This is a genomic window from Shinella daejeonensis (assembly GCF_024281235.1).
GTDB classification, from domain to species: Bacteria; Pseudomonadota; Alphaproteobacteria; order Rhizobiales; family Rhizobiaceae; genus Shinella; species Shinella daejeonensis.
Genome location: NZ_JAHWXY010000013.1, coordinates 15,742 through 28,580 on the forward strand (window position 1 = coordinate 15,742; position 12,839 = coordinate 28,580).

Below are 12,839 nucleotides of genomic sequence, written 5' to 3' on the forward strand. Positions count from 1 at the left end.
CCTCAGAAATCCAGGTCGGCGTAATGGGAGACGGGTGTCACGCCGCGCACCCGCTCGGCCAGGAGCGGCCGGAAGGAGGGGCGCGATTTCAGCCGCTGATACCATTCCTTGGCCTGGGGCGCCTCCGTCCAGTTGATCTCGCCCATGTAGTCGAGCACCGAGACGGCGGCGGCGGCGGCAAGGTCGGCATAGCTTAGCCGGTCGCCGGCCAGATAGGTGCGCGAGGCGGCGAGCCAGGAGAGATATTTCATGTGCTGGCGGATATTGGCGCGGGAGTTGCGCAGGATCTTGCTGTCGGGCGGGCCGCCACCCTGTTCGGCCGTCATCTGCAACTTGAAGATCCGCTCGCGCACCAGCGGCCGGGTGACGTCCTGTTCGAGCTTTTGCAGGAACCACTCGCAGAGCCGGCGGATTTCCGCGCGCTGGAACGGGTCTTCCGCCAGAAGCCGGCGCTCACGCTTCAGCACGCCGTGCGTTTCGTCGAGATATTCGGAGATGATCGTCGCGCCGCAAAGCGCCCGCATGCTGTCATCGACATAGACCGGAAGCGTCCCGGCGGGATTGAGCGCAAGAAAATCACGCCGGTTCTCCCAGGGCTGCTCTTCGGCAAGAGCGGTCTGAAAGCCGTATTCCGTGAGGATCAGGCGGACGAAGCGGGAAGCCGGCGACAGGGGCTGATGATAGAGTGTGGGCATGAACGCGCTGCTTTACTGGTCTGGCGGATGGGAGCGGACAGCCGGCCGCATGCGGATACAAGCGATTTGACCGCGGCCGATATGAGGAAGCTATAGAAATTTGATGCTACAAACACAAGCGAATCGCGCATCCGGCACGGCGCACCGCCTTTTCCGCTTTCCGACCATTGCCTCAAGGAACCCTCATGGCCGACCAGTCCATCGTCAGCGCTCTCATCCTCGGTCTCATCGAGGGGCTGACCGAGTTCATCCCCGTGTCCTCCACGGCCCATATCCTGCTCGCCGGCCATTTCCTCGGCTTCAATTCGCCGGGAAATACCTTTGCCGTGTTGATACAACTCGGCGCGATCCTGGCTATTCTCTCCGTTTATGCGGCGAAGCTGATGCAGGTCGCCGTGGCGATGCCGACAAGCCCCGAGGCGCGCCGCTTCGTGCTCAGCGTGCTCATCGCCTTCCTTCCGGCCGCCGTCATCGGCGCGCTGGCGCATGGCTTCATCAAGAGCGTGCTCTTCGAGACCCCGGTGCTGATCTGCGTCGTGCTGATCGTCGGCGGGGTGATCCTCTATGTCATCGACCGGCTGCCGCTGCGCCCGCGCTATACGGACGCGATGCGCTATCCGCCGTCGCTCGCCTTCAAGATCGGCCTTTGCCAGTGCCTCGCGATGATCCCCGGAACCTCGCGCTCGGGCGCGACCATCGCCGGGGCGCTGCTGATGGGCACGGACAAGCGCTCGGCGGCGGAGTTTTCCTTCTTCCTCGCCATGCCGACGATGCTCGGGGCCTTCACCCTCGATCTCTACAAGAATCGCGACGCGCTTGCCGCCGACGATATCCTGCTGATCGGCGTCGGCTTCATCGCCGCCTTCGTCGCGGGACTGTTCGTGGTGCGCTCGCTGCTCGATTACGTATCGCGCAGGGGCTTTGCGCTTTTCGCCGTATGGCGGATCGTGGTGGGCGCGCTGGGGCTTGTCGGCCTCTGGCTGTTCGGCTGACGCCGGACGGCCTTGCGCCGGTATTGTTCGCATGGCGGGGCAGGGCGGCGGTATTCACCGGCCCGCCTGCCCGGCGCTGCGGCTTACTTGACCGAGGCGGTCGTGCAGGGGTCGACGCCATAGGCCGACGAGCAGCCCTGGCGGCTGGCGGAAACGGTGCCGGGCGCGACGAAGGAACCGGCGAGGATCACCAGAGCCGAGAACCCGAAGAAGATTGCAATTGCCTTGCCCATTGCCGCAGAAGCCTCTCAAATGCTGAAAATGCGCCGCTGACCCTTTGCGGTCGTTGCGGCGGAGCGGTCTTTATTCGCTGGCCTGGCGACAAGCAATAACCGTTCATGCTGAATCGGACGTAAACGCGGCATAGCTTTTCCCGGCGCTGCATAAGTGCAACAGCTTGCCGCAAGGCAGGATGGCGGGCGGACGGGCGGAAGCCCGCGCCCTGGCCGTTCCGGGGATGGCGCGTCTCTCAGGCCGTTTTGTCGAGGCGTGTGAACTGGCCCTGACGGCGGTAGCGCACGAGATAGCTCGGCACGATGGCCTCGATCAGCGCAGGCTGGATTCCGAGGCCCTCCAGCGTCCGGCCTTCGGCGCTCGCGGCTTCGGAGACGATATTGTCCGAGCGCAGCAGCGTCACCTGATCGGCGGTGATCGGCGGCTTCACGAAGGGGATCAGCGAGGCGATGCTGCCGATCAGCGAGGCGATGGTAAACGGCAGGGTCACCAGCGGCCGCTCGCGGCCGACGATGCGCAGCATCGTTTCGAGACACTGGCGGAAGGTGAGGACCTCGGGGCCGCCGAGTTCATAGACGCGGCCGTGCGCGATGACGCCGTCGACCGAGCGGGCGATCGCCTCGGCCACATCCGCGACATAGACGGGCTGGAACTTCGTGTGGCCGCCGCCGATCAGCGGCAGGGCAGGGGCCATGCGCGCCATGGCGGCGAATTTGTTGAAGAAATCGTCTTCCGGTCCGAAGACGACGGAAGGCCGGAAGATCACCGCGTCCGGCATGGCCTTGAGGACCGCCGTTTCACCACGGCCCTTGCTGCTGGCGTAGGCGGACGGGGAATTCGGGTTCGCGCCGATCGCGGAGACATGGGTGAGCGTCGCGCCGGCCGAACGGGCGGCCTCCGCGACGGCGCGCGCGCCGAAGTCCTGCAAGGCGTCGAACGTGTTGCGTCCCGATTCGGCGAGGATGCCGACGCAGTTGACGACATGGTCGGAACCGGCCGCCGCGCGGTCGACCGACTGGCGGTAGCGCAGGTTCGCCTGCACGAAGGAGATCTGGCCGACGCCGCCGATCGGCTGGAGGAAGCCGGCGAGATCGGGCCGGCGGACGGCCACGCGGATGCGATAGCCGCGACGCGCCAGCGCCCGCACCACATGACGCCCGACGAAGCCGGAGCCGCCGAAAACGGTGACAAGCGGCGGAAGGTTGGACAAGGTCATGAGGGGCTCCTGAAAAAGCGTTCTGTCGATAGGGTCTACATAGACCAAAGCGCGCAGGAGGTGAAGCGCGTCGCGTGTCGCCAAACGCCGCGCCCGACGCTTGGCGGCAAGCGGATCATACGCCTTCCACCACCACCATTTCGGCCTCCGCCACCTCCTGGCGGATGGCGGCGGCAATCTGGTATTCGGGCGAATTGTAACAGTCGACGGCGGCCTGTAGCGAGGGGAACTCGATCACCACGTTGCGGGCGCGAGCCTTGCCTTCCAGCGCCTCGAAAGGTCCGCCGCGCGCAAGGAAGGTCGCGCCGTATTTCTCGAACGCCGGCCGGGCGGCGGCGACATAGTTCTTGTAGCGCTCCGCGTCGCGGATATCCACGCGTGCGATCCAGTAGCCCCTGGGCATGATGGTTCCTCCTCCTTGGCTTCGGTCAGGTCTTCAGGACGCCGTCCATCTCGGCGAGGATGGATCGCGCGGCGGCAAGCGGATCCTCGGCCGTGACGATGGGGCGGGCGACGACGAGATGGCTGGCGCCGGCGGCAAGCGCGTCGCCCGGCGTCATCACCCGCTTCTGGTCACCGCGTTCGGCCCCCGCGGGGCGGATCCCCGGTGTGACGACCGCCATTCCCGGACCGACGATGGCGCGCACGGCCGCCGCTTCCTCGGCCGAGCAGACGATACCGCCCATCCCGGCGGCCCGGGCCTGACCGGCACGCTCCAGCACCAGTGTTCCCGGATCGTCCCGGTAGCCGGCGTCGGCGACGTCCCGCGCATCCATGGAGGTGAGGACGGTGACGCCGAGCAGGCAGAGATCCGAACCCCTTGCGGCTTCCACCGCCGCGGCCATCGCCTTGGGATAGGCATGCAGCGTCAGCATGGACATGCCCATCTTCACGATGTTCTCGACGCCCTTGGCGACCGTATTGTCGATGTCGAGCAGCTTCATGTCGAGGAAGATCCTCTTGCCGTCGGCTGCAAGGTCGCGGGCGAACTCCAGTCCGCCGGCGAAGACGAGCTGATAGCCGATCTTGTAGAAAAGCACGTCGTCGCCGAGTGTCGCGACCGTCCGTTCGGCCGCGTCGATGGTGGGAACGTCGAGGCCGACGATCAGGCGGTCGCGCGCGGAGGACATGTCAAAACCCTTTCCAAGCTTCCATTGCCGTCCAGTCGCATGTGATCGTGCGGTCTGCAAGACGGAATGCGAAAAGATTGCCGCCGCCGGGCGGCTGGTCGCGCTGCCGGTGGATGGGCGCGCCGGCGAGGTGGCATTTCAGCAGCGTTCCGACGCCGCCGTGACCGACGAAGGCGATCGGTCGCGCCGGATCGTGCCCGGCAAGGGCGCCGTCGATCGCCGCGACGATCCGCGCCTGCGCGTCGACCGCCCGCTCCCAGCCGGAGAAACTCTTTTCCGGTTCGGCGAAGAAGGCGTCCGCCGCCGCCTCGAAGGCGTCGGGCGGAAGATAGCCGGTGGCCGAACGGTCGTTCTCGCCCATGGCGGGATCCGTCTCGACGGCCAGCCGGTCGCCGGCAAGGATTTTCGCCGTCTCGACCGCCTTGCGCTCGGTGCTCGCGACGATGCGGGAAAGTGCGGCGATCCAGGGTGCGGCCGCGGCGCTGCGGGCTCTTTCGCGCCCGAGCGCGGAAAGGCCCCATTCGGGAACGGGCACGGCCGGATCGATCTCGACCTGCGGATGACTGATATAGACGGCGAACATCGCCGCACCCTATCAATGGGTGCGGGTATAGGTCCACAGTTGCGCCGGGGGAATGTTGCGCACGACGAAGTCGAGATGGCTGACGCGATAGCGTTCGGGCATGGCGACGACGGGCGACATCGGGCCATAGGAGATCTGCACCACGGGCCGGCCGGCCGGAACCCGCGACAGCAGGTCCTCGATCAGCGCCACCCGGCGGTGCATGGGGAAATTGAGGAGCGGCACGGCGGAGATGATGCTGTCGAACGTCGCTCCGGCCATCTCGCCCAGCGACCGGTCGAGGTCGAAGGCGTCGCCGTTGATGAAATTCACCTTCGGGAAGCGTTCGACGAGATGATTGTAGAAATCCGTCGAATATTCGATGGAGACGAGCTTGTCCGGTTCAAGGCCGGTCGCCAGGATCGCCTTGGTGATGACCCCCGTTCCGGGGCCGAGTTCGAGCACCGGCAGGCTTGAGCGGGGCGTCACCACACTCGCCATGCGCCGCGCCGTCACCGAGGATGTCGGGATGATCGCGCCGACCGCCTTCGTATTGTTCATCCACCCCTTGAAGAAGCGGATTTCCTCGTCGAATTTGCGGCCGAGCCGTTCCTTCACCTTCACGCGCAACGTCATGTGACCTCCCTGTCTGGCGATAATGGCGGCCGCCGAGAAGGAGTGCTCACGATTCGACTGGTCGCTGACCCCATATGTGTTGTGGATTACGTCAAAAACAAGCCTGATTGCGCCGTTTTTCTCAAGGAACCGGACGGCCTGAAACAGGAAACCCGCCGGGGGCCGGCGGGTTCCGGAAAGATCGCGCTAAAGCATTTCCAGCAAAAGTGTGAAACGGTTTTGCGTCCGGAAATGCGGCCAGAAAAAGAGACCGGGCCGTTCACACGCGCATCGGCATCAGAACGTAGAGGGCGTCGTCGCCGGCCAGGTCGCGCACCAGCGTCGGCGAACCGGGATCGGCAAGCAGGAACACCGCTTCGGCTCCGGCGAGCTGCGCCGTGATATCGAGCAGGTATTTCGCGTTGAAGCCGATTTCCAGCGGGTCGTTGTCGTAGCCGACGGGCAGCTCTTCCGTCGCGCTGCCGGAATCCGGATTGTTGACGGTGAGCGTCAGCTGGCCATCGGAAAGCGCAAGCTTCACCGCGCGGCCGCGTTCGGAAGAGATGGTGGAGACACGGTCGACCGCCTGCGCGAAGGATTGGCAGTCGATCCGCAGTTCCTTGTCGTTGCCGGTCGGGATCACCCGCTGATAGTCTGGGAACGTGCCGTCGATCAGCTTGGAGGTCATGACGATGGTGCCGATGGTGAAGCGGATCTTGGCGTCCGATACCTCGACGGTGACCACCATGTCCGGATTGTCGACCAGCTTCTGCAACTCGCCGACCGTCTTGCGTGGAATGATGATGCCCGGCATGCCTTCCGATCCCGACGGCGCTTCCACATCGGCGCGGGCGAGGCGGTGGCCGTCGGTGGCCACGGCGCGCAGCTTCAGCGCGCCCTTGTCCTCGATGGTATGGATGAAGATGCCGTTCAGATAGTAGCGGGTCTCTTCCGTCGAGATCGCGAACTGCGTGCGGTCGATCAGCATTTTCAGATCGGTCGCCTTGAGGCGGAACGTATGGGTGAAGCTGCCGGCCGTCAGGTCGGGGAAATCGGATTGCGGCAGGCATTGCAGCGAGAATTTCGAGCGGCCGGAGGCCACCGTCATGCTTGAGCCGTCGGCATTGGTGGCCAGCAGCACCTCGGAACCGTCGGGAAGCTTGCGCACGATGTCGTAGAGGAGATGTGCGGGAACGGTCGTCGCACCGGCCTCTTCGACCTGGGCCGGCGTCGCTTCGGTGATTTCGAGATCGAGGTCGGTGGCCTTCATCTCGAGGCTTGCGCCTTCGCAGCGCAGCAGCACGTTCGAGAGGATCGGGATCGTGTTGCGCCGCTCGACCACGCGATGGACGTGGTTCAGCGATTTCAGGAGGTTGGACCGCTCGAGGGTAATGCGCATGGAATGTTCCGCTTTCGACTGCTTGCGCGCCGGGTGGCGCGCCATTGCCTTGGCTTCCGGCAGCCGCCGGACAGATGTGGACGGGCAAAATGGCAGAAATCCCGCTGTAAATGCAAGACCCAAGGGCAGGTCTTGCACTGTCCTTTGCCGGAAGCCCTTGCGGGGACCTTCGCCCTCGCCCATAAGGGCGGCAAGGGCGGCAAGGGCGGCAGCGCGCCTGGAAGGGATCGAGGGACGGATGCGGCTCAGCCAGACCGGAGACAGGGATGCAGCCGGCGGCCGCAGCTACCGGCTGCACGATGCGGTCATACCCGCCCGGCCGCTCGAAAGCGCGCTCTATCTGGTCGCCACGCCGATCGGCAATCTTGCCGACATTACGCTGCGGGCGCTGGAGACGCTTGCCGGTGCGGATGTGCTGGCCTGCGAGGATACGCGCGTCACCCGCGTCCTTCTCGACCGTTACGGCATCGCCAACCGGCCGTTCGCCTATCACGAGCACAATGCGGGCGAGGCTGGTCCCCGCCTGCTTGCCGCGCTCGATGCCGGAAAATCCGTGGCGCTGGTGTCGGACGCGGGCACGCCGCTCGTGTCCGATCCGGGCTATCGCCTGGCGCTGGCGGCGATCGAGGCCGGCCACCGGGTCGTGCCGATCCCCGGCGCCTCCGCGCCGCTGGCGGCGCTTGTCGGCGCGGGGCTTCCCAATGACGCCTTTCTCTTCGCCGGTTTCCTGCCCTCGAAAGACAAGGCGCGGCGCGATCGCCTCGCCGCGCTGTCCGCCATTCCCGCCACGCTCGTGTTCTTCGAATCACCCCATCGCATCGCGGCTACCGTCGCCGCCGCCGCCGACGTCCTGGGTGCGGAGCGGCCCGCCTGCGTCTGCCGCGAACTCACGAAGACCTTCGAGGAATTCCGTCGCGGCACGCTTGCCGAGCTTTCGGCCTTCTATGGCGATGGCCATGGGGTGAAGGGCGAGATCGTCTTCGTGGTCGGGCCTCCGGGCGAGGCGCCCGCCCCCGACGACGCCGATGTCGAGCGTCTGCTGGCGACGCTTTCGCGCGACATGCCGGCCGGCAAGGCGGCGACCGAGGCGGCGCGGCGGACGGGACTGCCGCGCAGGGACCTCTACCGGCGGCTGGTCGAGCGGAAGGCCGGCGATGCGTGACGGCCCGGCGGATCCGCGGCGGCTCAGGGCCTTTCGCCGGGGGCGCGTCTCGGAATATGCCGCAGCACTCTATCTTGTCGCCAAGGGGTATCGGATCAGCGCTCTGCGGTATCGCACCAGCCTCGGGGAAATCGATATCGTCGCGCGTCGTGGCGATCTCGTCGTCTGCGTCGAGGTGAAGGCGCGCGGCGACGTGGAGAGCGCTCTTTTCGCCGTGACTGCTGAAGCGCAGCGCCGGATCCGCGCGGCAAGCGACCTGTGGCTTTCGCGCCAGCCGGATGCGACCCGCCTGTCGCTGCGCTGTGATATCGTGGCGGTCACGCCCTGGCGGCTGCCGACGCATGTCGAGAACGCCTTCTGAGGCGGATCCGTTAAAATTCGAGCTTTCCTCTGAACCGGGCCGTTACGCTTCGCCGCTATTTTGGAGCGGAACAACGATCCCGGGGGATGACATGGTTTTGAAACTGATGCTGGCGGGCATGGTGGCGATCGCCGCCCGCTCGCGGCCGCCGCAGGCTCCAACGAAGGCGTCGAAACCTCTCGTCGCCGCAGCGGTCGACGATCTCGAACTGGAAGCCGCGCCGATCAATCCGGCCTGGATTCTGGAGGGCGCCCCAAGGGCGCGCGCGTCGTCTCATTCGAGCGCCGCCGATGATCAGGCGATGACGGCGGTCTGGGATTGCACGGCCGGGGCCTTCCGCTGGTATTTCGACTGGGACGAGACGGTGGCGATCGTCGAGGGGGAAGTGCATGTCACCTCCGAGGACGGCGGCCAGCGCACGCTTTCGGCGGGCGACCTTGCCTATTTCCCGGCCGGAACCTGGGCCGTGTGGCGCGTGGACAGCTATGTCCGCAAGATCGCTTTCTGCCGGCGCCAGATTCCGGCGCCCGTCACGCTCGCTCTGAAGATGGGCGACAAGGTGCGCCGCAAGCTTGCCGGTGGCGGTCTGGCCGCCTGATCGGCCGCCACCGCTTCCCTCGGGTGCGCGTAAGCGCGACGCCCGTTGCCTTCGCGCCGGCGGCACCCTAAATGTGTCGGGCAATCCTGAGGGGACACTTCATGGCAAAGATCACGAATGTCGCGGTCCAGATGGACCACGTCTCGACCATCAATATCGCCGGCGATTCGACCTTCGCCATGAGCCTCGAGGCGCAGGCCCGCGGCTATCGCCTGTTTCATTATACGCCCGACCGCCTGAGCCTTCGCGACGGCAAGGTCTATGCCACCGTCGAGCCGATGGAACTGCGCGACGTCAGGGGCGATCACGTCACGCTCGGCCCGCCGGAACGCGTCGATCTTTCGACCATGGACGTCGTGCTGCTGCGGCAGGATCCGCCCTTCGACATGGCCTATATCACCTCGACGCATCTTCTGGAGCGCATCCACCCGAAAACGCTCGTCGTCAACGATCCGGCCTGGGTGCGCAATTCGCCGGAGAAGATCTTCGTCACCGAATTCGCAGATCTGATGCCCGCGACGCTGATCACCCGCGATCCGGTGGAAATCCGCCGTTTCCGCGACGAGATGGGCGACATCATCCTCAAGCCGCTCTACGGCAACGGCGGGGCCGGGGTCTTTCATTCCACGCGCGACGACCGCAACCTCTCCTCGCTTCTCGAAATGTTCGGCCAGATGTTCCGCGAGCCCTTCATCGCCCAGCAATATCTGCCCGACGTGCGCAAGGGCGACAAGCGCATTCTGCTGATCGACGGCGAGCCGGCCGGTGCGATCAACCGCGTGCCGGCGGAACATGACAGCCGCTCCAACATGCATGCCGGCGGCCGCGCGGAGGCGGCGGAACTGACGGCGCGCGAAAAGGAGATCTGCGCCCGCATCGGCCCGGCGCTGCGCGAGCGCGGCTTCCTGCTCGTCGGTATCGACGTCATCGGCGATTATATGACGGAGATCAATGTGACCTCGCCGACGGGCCTCCGCGAGGTCCGCAATTTCGGCGGCGCCGACATCGCCGCCCTCCTCTGGGACGCGATCGAACGCAAGCGCTGACGGCGCTCCCCTCCGGCCCCCCCCTCGGACGGCGGGCGCATGCGAATGCGTCCCGCTTTCGTTCTCCAAATACAACCTCGTGCAACCGGAACGGGGCGCTGCGGAATCTTTGTTCCATATTTGTTCTTGTCTTATCCGGAATCTCGTGCCAAGGTTGCTGCAATGGTCAGGGGCGGTTGCATGCGGTGCCGGTAGCGGTACGGGCGGGGGCGATCATGGTGGCGCGGGTCAATACGATTGCATTTCAGGGCATCGAAGGCGTGCCTGTCGACGTCCAGGTGATGGTCGCACCCGGCAAGGTCGGCATGCAGATCGTCGGCCTGCCGGACAAGGCGGTGGCCGAAAGCCGTGAGCGGGTGCATGCGGCGCTTCATGCCTCCGGCCTGTCGCTGCCACCGAAGCGGGTCACCGTCAACCTCGCGCCTGCCGACCTGCCGAAGGAGGGAAGCCATTACGATCTTGCCATTGCGCTCGGCCTGATGGTGGCGCTGGGCGCGGTCCCGGCCGATGCGGTGGCGGGCTATGTCGTCATCGGCGAACTCAATCTCGATGGGACGATCGCACCCGTCGCGGGCGCGCTGCCGGCCGCCATCGGCGCCAACGCGCTCGGCAAGGGCCTGATCTGTTCGGCGGAAAACGGTGCGGAGGCCGCCTGGGCGGGCGGTGATCTTTCCATCCTCGCGCCCCGCAGCCTGATTGCGCTCGCCAATCATTTCAAGGGGACGCAGGTTCTGCCCCGCCCCGAGGCCGCCGTCCGCGCCGCCGCCGGGAACCTGCCGGATCTGGCCGATATCCGCGGACAGGAAAGCGCCCGGCGGGCGCTGGAGGTGGCGGCGGCGGGAAATCACAATCTGCTGATGATCGGTCCGCCCGGCTCGGGAAAATCCATGCTCGCCGCGCGGCTCGCCTCGATCCTGCCGCCACTGGCTCCGGCCGAACTGCTCGAAGTCTCGATGATTCATTCCATCGGCGGAGCCCTTTCGGGCGGACGGCTTTCCGATCGCCGCCCGTTTCGCGCGCCGCATCATTCGGCGACCATGGCCGCACTCGTCGGCGGCGGTCCGCGCGCGCGCCCGGGCGAGGTCTCGCTGGCCCATCATGGCGTGCTGTTTCTCGATGAATTGCCGGAATTCTCGCCCCAGGCGCTGGATGCGCTGCGCCAGCCGCTCGAAACCGGAGAATGCGTGATCGCGCGCGCCAGCCATCGGGTGAGCTATCCGGCCGCCGTGCAACTGGTGGCGGCGATGAACCCCTGCCGTTGCGGCATGGCGGGCGAACCCGGGCGAAGCTGCGCCCGCGGGCCGCGCTGCGCCGCCGACTATCAGGCGCGGGTCTCCGGACCGTTGATGGACCGCATCGACATCCGTATCGATGTTCCGGCCGTCGCGGCGACGGACCTGATCCGCCCGGCGGCGGCGGAGACGAGTGCGGCGGTGGCGCGCCGCGTGGCGCAGGCGCGGGTCCTCCAGGCCGAGCGTTTCGCGCGGCTCGGCGTGCCGGCGGTCACCAGCAACGCCCGCGCCGCCACGGCGCTGGTGGAGCGGATCGCCGAACCCGATGCCGCCGGCCTTCAGCTTCTGCGCGATGCCGCAGAGAAGATGCGCTTCTCGGCGCGCGCCTATCACCGGGTGCTCAAGGTCGCCCGCACGCTCGCCGATCTCGATGGCGCGGCGCAGGTCGGGCGTATCCATCTGGCCGAGGCGATCTCCTATCGCATGGCCGGCGACAGGCTGGCCGCCGCGGCCTGAGCGCGCGTCCCCGGAAAGCCGGGGTTCCCGGAGGCGAGGGGAAGAAGACGCAGGGCCTTCCTCCCGACGGGTTCAGTTTCCAAGACCCTCGAAGAGCGCGGTGGAGAGATAGCGCTCGGCGAAGGACGGAATGATGACGACCAGGGTCTTGCCGGCGTTTTCCGGCCGGCTGCCCACCTTGACGGCGGCGGCAAGCGCTGCGCCGGAGGAAATGCCGACGGGTACGCCCTCCAGCCGCGCCACGAGCCGCGCGGTCTCGAAAGCCTCGTCATTGGTGACCGTCACCACCTCGTCATAGACGGAGCGGTCGAGCACCGCCGGCGCGAAGCCTGCGCCGATGCCCTGGATCTTGTGCGGGCCGGGATCGCCGCCCGACAGGACGGGGCTGTCGGTCGGTTCGACCGCCACGACCCTCACGCCCGGCTTGCGCGCCTTCAGCATCTGCCCCGCGCCGGTGATCGTGCCGCCGGTGCCGATGCCGGAGATCAGGATATCGACCTTGCCTTCCGTGTCGTTCCAGATCTCCTCGCCGGTCGTGCGGCGATGAATATCGGGATTGGCGGGGTTTTCGAACTGCTGCGGGATCACTGCGTCCGGAATGCTGGCGGCCAGTTCCTCGGCCTTGGCGATCGCGCCCTTCATGCCCTTGGGGCCTTCCGTCAGCACCAGTTCGGCCCCCAGCAGCGCCAGCATCTTGCGCCGTTCGATCGACATGGTTTCCGGCATGGTGAGGATCAGCCGATAGCCCTTGGCGGCGGCGGCGAAGGCAAGCGCGATGCCCGTATTGCCGGACGTCGGCTCCACCAGCGTCGATTTGCCGGGCGTGATCCGGCCCGCCGCCTCCAGCGCCTCGATCATCGCCACGCCGATCCGGTCCTTGACCGAGGCGATCGGGTTGAAGAATTCAAGCTTGGCGAGAATGTCGGCCTCGACGCCTTTCTCCCTGGCGAATTTTTCGAGGCGGACAAGGGGCGTATCGCCGATCGTCTCGGTAATCGAGCCATAGATGCGGCCACGGCCAGGCTTGCGGTTGTCGGTCATCGCAGTCTCCCTCTTTGCGGTTGGGAGGAAGATAGAATGG

15 protein-coding genes are annotated in these 12,839 nt (G+C 66.4%); 6 read left to right on the plus strand and 9 right to left on the minus strand.

The annotated features are described in order from the left end of the window. Nucleotides 1-2: 2 nt before the first annotated feature. Complete coding sequence (locus KYK29_RS20080; RefSeq protein WP_254692681.1) at nt 3-695, minus strand: glutathione S-transferase family protein; 693 nt, start codon at nt 693-695, stop codon at nt 3-5. Nucleotides 696-880: 185 nt separating this feature from the next. Between KYK29_RS20080 and KYK29_RS20085 the strand changes: the two genes are divergently transcribed. After that, nucleotides 881-1,687: an undecaprenyl-diphosphate phosphatase gene (locus KYK29_RS20085; protein WP_254692682.1), complete on the plus strand. Its 807-nt coding sequence runs from the start codon at nt 881-883 to the stop codon at nt 1,685-1,687. 83 nt (nt 1,688-1,770) lie between these two features. Here the strand turns inward: KYK29_RS20085 and KYK29_RS20090 are convergent, their stop codons facing one another. From KYK29_RS20090 to dnaN, 7 genes are all read right to left on the minus strand, one after another. After that, on the minus strand, nt 1,771-1,920 hold the full coding sequence (locus tag KYK29_RS20090) for a hypothetical protein (RefSeq protein ID WP_254692683.1): 150 nt from the start codon (nt 1,918-1,920) through the stop codon (nt 1,771-1,773). Between the two features lie 236 nt (nt 1,921-2,156). Continuing rightward, nucleotides 2,157-3,137: a complex I NDUFA9 subunit family protein gene (locus KYK29_RS20095; protein WP_254692684.1), complete on the minus strand. Its 981-nt coding sequence runs from the start codon at nt 3,135-3,137 to the stop codon at nt 2,157-2,159. A 115-nt stretch (nt 3,138-3,252) separates the two neighbouring features. Further along, nucleotides 3,253-3,540, minus strand: a complete 288-nt coding sequence (locus KYK29_RS20100) for a DUF1330 domain-containing protein (RefSeq protein WP_254692685.1) — start codon at nt 3,538-3,540, stop codon at nt 3,253-3,255. A gap of 25 nt (nt 3,541-3,565) precedes the next feature. After that, nucleotides 3,566-4,267 carry an orotidine-5'-phosphate decarboxylase gene (pyrF, locus tag KYK29_RS20105; protein WP_254692686.1) on the minus strand — a complete coding sequence of 234 codons (702 nt, stop codon included), beginning with the start codon at nt 4,265-4,267 and terminating at the stop codon, nt 3,566-3,568. 1 nt (nt 4,268) lies between these two features. Beyond that, a complete protein-coding gene (locus KYK29_RS20110) occupies nt 4,269-4,850 on the minus strand; it encodes a histidine phosphatase family protein (RefSeq protein ID WP_254692687.1) in 582 nt (193 codons plus the stop codon). A gap of 12 nt (nt 4,851-4,862) precedes the next feature. Further along, complete coding sequence (gene pmtA / locus KYK29_RS20115) at nt 4,863-5,465, minus strand: phospholipid N-methyltransferase PmtA (protein ID WP_254692688.1); 603 nt, start codon at nt 5,463-5,465, stop codon at nt 4,863-4,865. A gap of 259 nt (nt 5,466-5,724) precedes the next feature. Next, entirely contained in the window at nt 5,725-6,843 is a 1,119-nt protein-coding gene (dnaN, locus tag KYK29_RS20120) for a DNA polymerase III subunit beta (RefSeq protein WP_254692689.1), read from the minus strand. A 238-nt stretch (nt 6,844-7,081) separates the two neighbouring features. On the opposite strand from dnaN, the gene rsmI reads away from it, so the two are divergent. The 5 genes from rsmI (at nt 7,082) to KYK29_RS20145 (ending at nt 11,758) form a co-directional block, all read left to right on the plus strand. After that, the gene (gene rsmI, locus KYK29_RS20125; RefSeq protein WP_254692690.1) at nt 7,082-8,005 is read left to right on the plus strand and encodes a 16S rRNA (cytidine(1402)-2'-O)-methyltransferase; all 924 of its coding nucleotides are present in this window, start codon (nt 7,082-7,084) and stop codon (nt 8,003-8,005) included. Continuing rightward, on the plus strand, nt 7,998-8,366 hold the full coding sequence (locus KYK29_RS20130) for a YraN family protein (protein WP_254692691.1): 369 nt from the start codon (nt 7,998-8,000) through the stop codon (nt 8,364-8,366). The genes rsmI and KYK29_RS20130 overlap by 8 nt, the downstream gene beginning before the upstream one ends. Nucleotides 8,367-8,457: 91 nt before the next feature. Next, nucleotides 8,458-8,964 (plus strand): cupin domain-containing protein, encoded by a 507-nt coding sequence (locus KYK29_RS20135; protein WP_254692692.1) that lies wholly within the window; start codon nt 8,458-8,460, stop codon nt 8,962-8,964. Between the two features lie 101 nt (nt 8,965-9,065). Then, entirely contained in the window at nt 9,066-10,010 is a 945-nt protein-coding gene (gene gshB, locus KYK29_RS20140; RefSeq protein WP_254692693.1) for a glutathione synthase, read from the plus strand. A 215-nt stretch (nt 10,011-10,225) separates the two neighbouring features. Beyond that, the gene (locus tag KYK29_RS20145) at nt 10,226-11,758 is read left to right on the plus strand and encodes a YifB family Mg chelatase-like AAA ATPase (protein ID WP_254692749.1); all 1,533 of its coding nucleotides are present in this window, start codon (nt 10,226-10,228) and stop codon (nt 11,756-11,758) included. A gap of 72 nt (nt 11,759-11,830) precedes the next feature. On the opposite strand, the gene cysK is transcribed toward KYK29_RS20145, so the two are convergent. Beyond that, a complete protein-coding gene (gene cysK, locus KYK29_RS20150; protein ID WP_254692694.1) occupies nt 11,831-12,799 on the minus strand; it encodes a cysteine synthase A in 969 nt (322 codons plus the stop codon). Nucleotides 12,800-12,839 lie beyond the last annotated feature (40 nt).